This is a genomic window from Haloferax sp. s1 (genome assembly GCF_058382125.1).
On record NZ_JBZRPK010000300.1, the window covers coordinates 1 to 2,778 of the forward strand.

Here is a 2,778-nt window from a genome sequence, read left to right on the forward strand (position 1 = left end):
TTCGCGCGTTTTACCGTCTTAACGTAGCCATACAACCGCTCCGGGACCCATTTCGGGTCGTCCTCGCGAGCGGCGGCGACGAGGTCCTGTTCAGCCTTCGCGCGTGCGCGCTTGAACGCCTCCGAAAACTCCGAAAACTGGTCGAGCCACGAGTAGAGTGTCGATGTCCCGATCCCCGCTGCACGGGCACAGCCTTCTTTCGTCGTCCCGTTGCGGGCGGCGTTGATGACGAGCGGCCATGCATCCTCGAGCTTTGAGGGGCGTCCACCGGGTTCCTCGCCGTCGTCGTGATGCGTCACGCACGGTCCTTCGTTGGTATCTCGACCCCAGCCAGCACTCCGTTGGCACGGCTCGCCGGATTCAGTGTCGGTTGATCCGCAGATATCGTCGTCAGTCATTAGAAGTCAGGAAGGCCGAGTGTGACGGCGCACACGACACAGATCGGCTCGCCGTCCTCGGACTTGTAGGCAGAATTGAACCGGCCTTCGCCGACGCAGTCGTCGGCGGTCTGTGCACTGCAGGTAAACGTCACCGTCGCGGGATCTCCAATTCGTCAGCACACGGCCCGCAGATGCAGGCCCCGTCGGGATCGCGATGCGCGACGTCGACGAGCGGGAGCGTCCCTTCACAGTCGTCGGCGACGCCAGACGCACACTCCATGCGGGCCATTAGAGGACCTCGCACTCACTTGCAAGGACGGTGAGTTCGACGCCGTCGACATCGACGGTAACGCGTTCGTCGACAAATGCGACAGTCGCAATCGTTTCAGCGGAAACGACGTGTGCTTGACGTGTGTTCCCACGGGGAGTCTCGACGAGGACGTCGGCTCCAGCGGGTGCTGTAGTACTCATAGTTCACAAGGACGAGGAATCGACAGACAGCGTCCATTACAAGCAGCTATACTCGAGCTACTTGCTCAGTGGCGTCCGGATCAGGGTCAGGGTCAGTCACGCCGGCGTCGATACCGGCGGCGAGGCAGTCGTTGATAGAGTCGGGGCGGTCGGGTGTGTGCCCCTCGCGATACGGGCCGTGGTCACGGAAGCGGTCGAACGCCGAGATGGATTTGTAGGCGACTTCGAAACGGTCGACGTCCATGCCCTCGGCGATGAGCGTGTCGACGGCGTGTTTGATGAGTTCCCGGAAGCGCTCGCGGTCGATATCGTCGTCATCCCAGATACGGGTAAACGAGCCGTGAGCACCACACGAACAGAATCGCTTGCGAGCGTCGGTGACGAGTTCATCAGGGACGTATTCGGCGGTCGTGTGGGGTTCGTTTTCGAGGTAGGTGTGCTCAGCGAACTGGTCCTCCCATGCTCGCGGAGGTCGGTGGCGCTCTCGCTTCGTCCGCTTGAGACAGTTGGTACAGACGGTGCTGGTGTTGAGGATGTGCTGTTGAAACATTCGCGGCGCACAGAAGGGTCGATGGGTGGTTCGAGGCAGGGTAGACGGGTGTCTATGGCCCCACTCTCGGGTTGGTCATTTGCGACAGGATGAGTTTGCCAGAAAGAGAGGCCGCGAAAGTGATAAATTCGGCGTTAGTGCGTGTCTGCGGGCACTATCTCGGGTTCATAGAGGATTTTTCGGGCGTCACCACGAGTGTCGCGACGTTGGCAGATAAGCGCTTGGTCACGAAGGTCGCGAAGCGTCCGTCTAACCGCCCCTTCGCTAAGTGTTGAGCGCTCGGCAATCTCGCATGTCGAGAGTGGGCGGTCGGCCTCCTGGAGGATGAGCCAGACGGTGATGACGTTCGCTGGAGCATCTTCGAGGACCGGGCGAACGTCCTCGTCGACGGCGAGGGTCACAGAGACACCTCCCAGACATCTGTTTCTATAACAACAATTATATGTTGTATGGTATCATGCATCATTATGGGGCTTTCAGAGGCACCAACAATCGTCGTGGGTGGGTGCCCACTGGTACTCCGAGACGGGTTTTTCATCGTCAGTTCCACCCCAGCCAGCGGACAGTTTTTCCGGTCGTTGGTTCGTGCAGGGCTCCATGTTTGAACTTGAGTTTGTCGAGGTACTGCTCTGTCTTACTCCGTGAGAGCCCGAGTTTTTCGTTCGCCACACTCACGACGTCCTCCATTGGGATCTCGTATCCGGCCTTCTCCTTGCTCAGACTCTGGATGAGGTCTCCGAGGTTACGGATGTTGTCACGCTGGCTTTTCGAGGTACCTGTTTCGACGACATCCGCATCGAACTCCTCGGTTTCGGGGTCCATTCCCACGTCTTGGAGTGAGGATTCGACGAGGTTGACGACGCGTTCGGCGTCCTCGGCAGTCACTGTGTCCGAGAGTCGGGCACGAGCCGAGGCTTCCGAGAGGCGGACGAGCGCCTCGAGTTTCCGGGCCGTCACGGGCACTGGTGCGTCTTCGTCGGTAGCGAGGGCGCGGAAGTCCACGTAGAAGTCGTGGAGGATGTCTTCGGCCTCGTCGGTCATCATCGGGTAGCATCTCGATTTTGCGTAAGCGATGTACTTCCGGAGGAGATCCGGGTCGATCTCCGGGTCGACGTCCTCAGTTGCCTCGTCAACATCGCCGCGAGAGATGGTTGGTTGGGCGACCGACTGCTCGTGGGCTCGCATCTCTCCCGCTCGATTCGTCTTCAGAATGTGGCGGGCGGGCTTCGGGTCGTTGTCTCGGTCCGGCTTTTCGATGAAAGGAAAGATGAGGTGGAACCGGGGGATGAGCGCGGGGGCGAGGGCGGTCTGCTCGCCGGTGGGCTCCGACTGATCGAAGCGGCCGTGCTTCGGGTTGGCCGCCCCGCGAACCGAGCA

At 60.4% G+C, this 2,778-nt stretch carries 6 protein-coding genes and 1 pseudogene; all 7 read right to left on the reverse strand.

Annotated features, from left to right (window positions below):
* Window positions 1-398 (reverse strand): annotated as a pseudogene (locus QT222_RS03210) (hypothetical protein); the annotation flags it as partial.
* Window positions 398-532, reverse strand: coding sequence for a hypothetical protein (locus tag QT222_RS03215; protein WP_491476286.1), 135 nt, complete (start codon window positions 530-532; stop codon window positions 398-400). The pseudogene QT222_RS03210 and the gene QT222_RS03215, both read right to left, overlap by 1 nt.
* The gene (locus QT222_RS03220) at window positions 529-669 is read right to left on the reverse strand and encodes a hypothetical protein (RefSeq protein ID WP_491476287.1); all 141 of its coding nucleotides are present in this window, start codon (window positions 667-669) and stop codon (window positions 529-531) included. Before QT222_RS03220 ends, QT222_RS03215 begins: the two co-directional genes overlap by 4 nt.
* Window positions 669-851: a hypothetical protein gene (locus tag QT222_RS03225; protein ID WP_491476288.1), complete on the reverse strand. Its 183-nt coding sequence runs from the start codon at window positions 849-851 to the stop codon at window positions 669-671. Before QT222_RS03225 ends, QT222_RS03220 begins: the two co-directional genes overlap by 1 nt.
* Window positions 852-897: 46 nt before the next feature.
* On the reverse strand, window positions 898-1,401 hold the full coding sequence (locus QT222_RS03230) for a hypothetical protein (protein ID WP_491476289.1): 504 nt from the start codon (window positions 1,399-1,401) through the stop codon (window positions 898-900).
* A 134-nt stretch (window positions 1,402-1,535) separates the two neighbouring features.
* Window positions 1,536-1,802, reverse strand: a complete 267-nt coding sequence (locus QT222_RS03235) for a helix-turn-helix domain-containing protein (RefSeq protein WP_491476290.1) — start codon at window positions 1,800-1,802, stop codon at window positions 1,536-1,538.
* A gap of 139 nt (window positions 1,803-1,941) precedes the next feature.
* A partial coding sequence (locus QT222_RS03240; protein WP_491476291.1) for a minichromosome maintenance protein MCM occupies window positions 1,942-2,778 on the reverse strand: 837 nt, incomplete at its 5' end.

Excerpts from the sequence above, each read along its gene's own strand:
- QT222_RS03220 (WP_491476287.1), bottom strand. The coding sequence starts at position 669 with ATGGCCCGCATGGAGTGTGCGTCTGGCGTCGCCGACGACTGTGAAGGG.
- QT222_RS03225 (WP_491476288.1), bottom strand. The coding sequence starts at position 851 with ATGAGTACTACAGCACCCGCTGGAGCCGACGTCCTCGTCGAGACTCCC.
- QT222_RS03230 (WP_491476289.1), bottom strand. The coding sequence starts at position 1,401 with ATGTTTCAACAGCACATCCTCAACACCAGCACCGTCTGTACCAACTGT.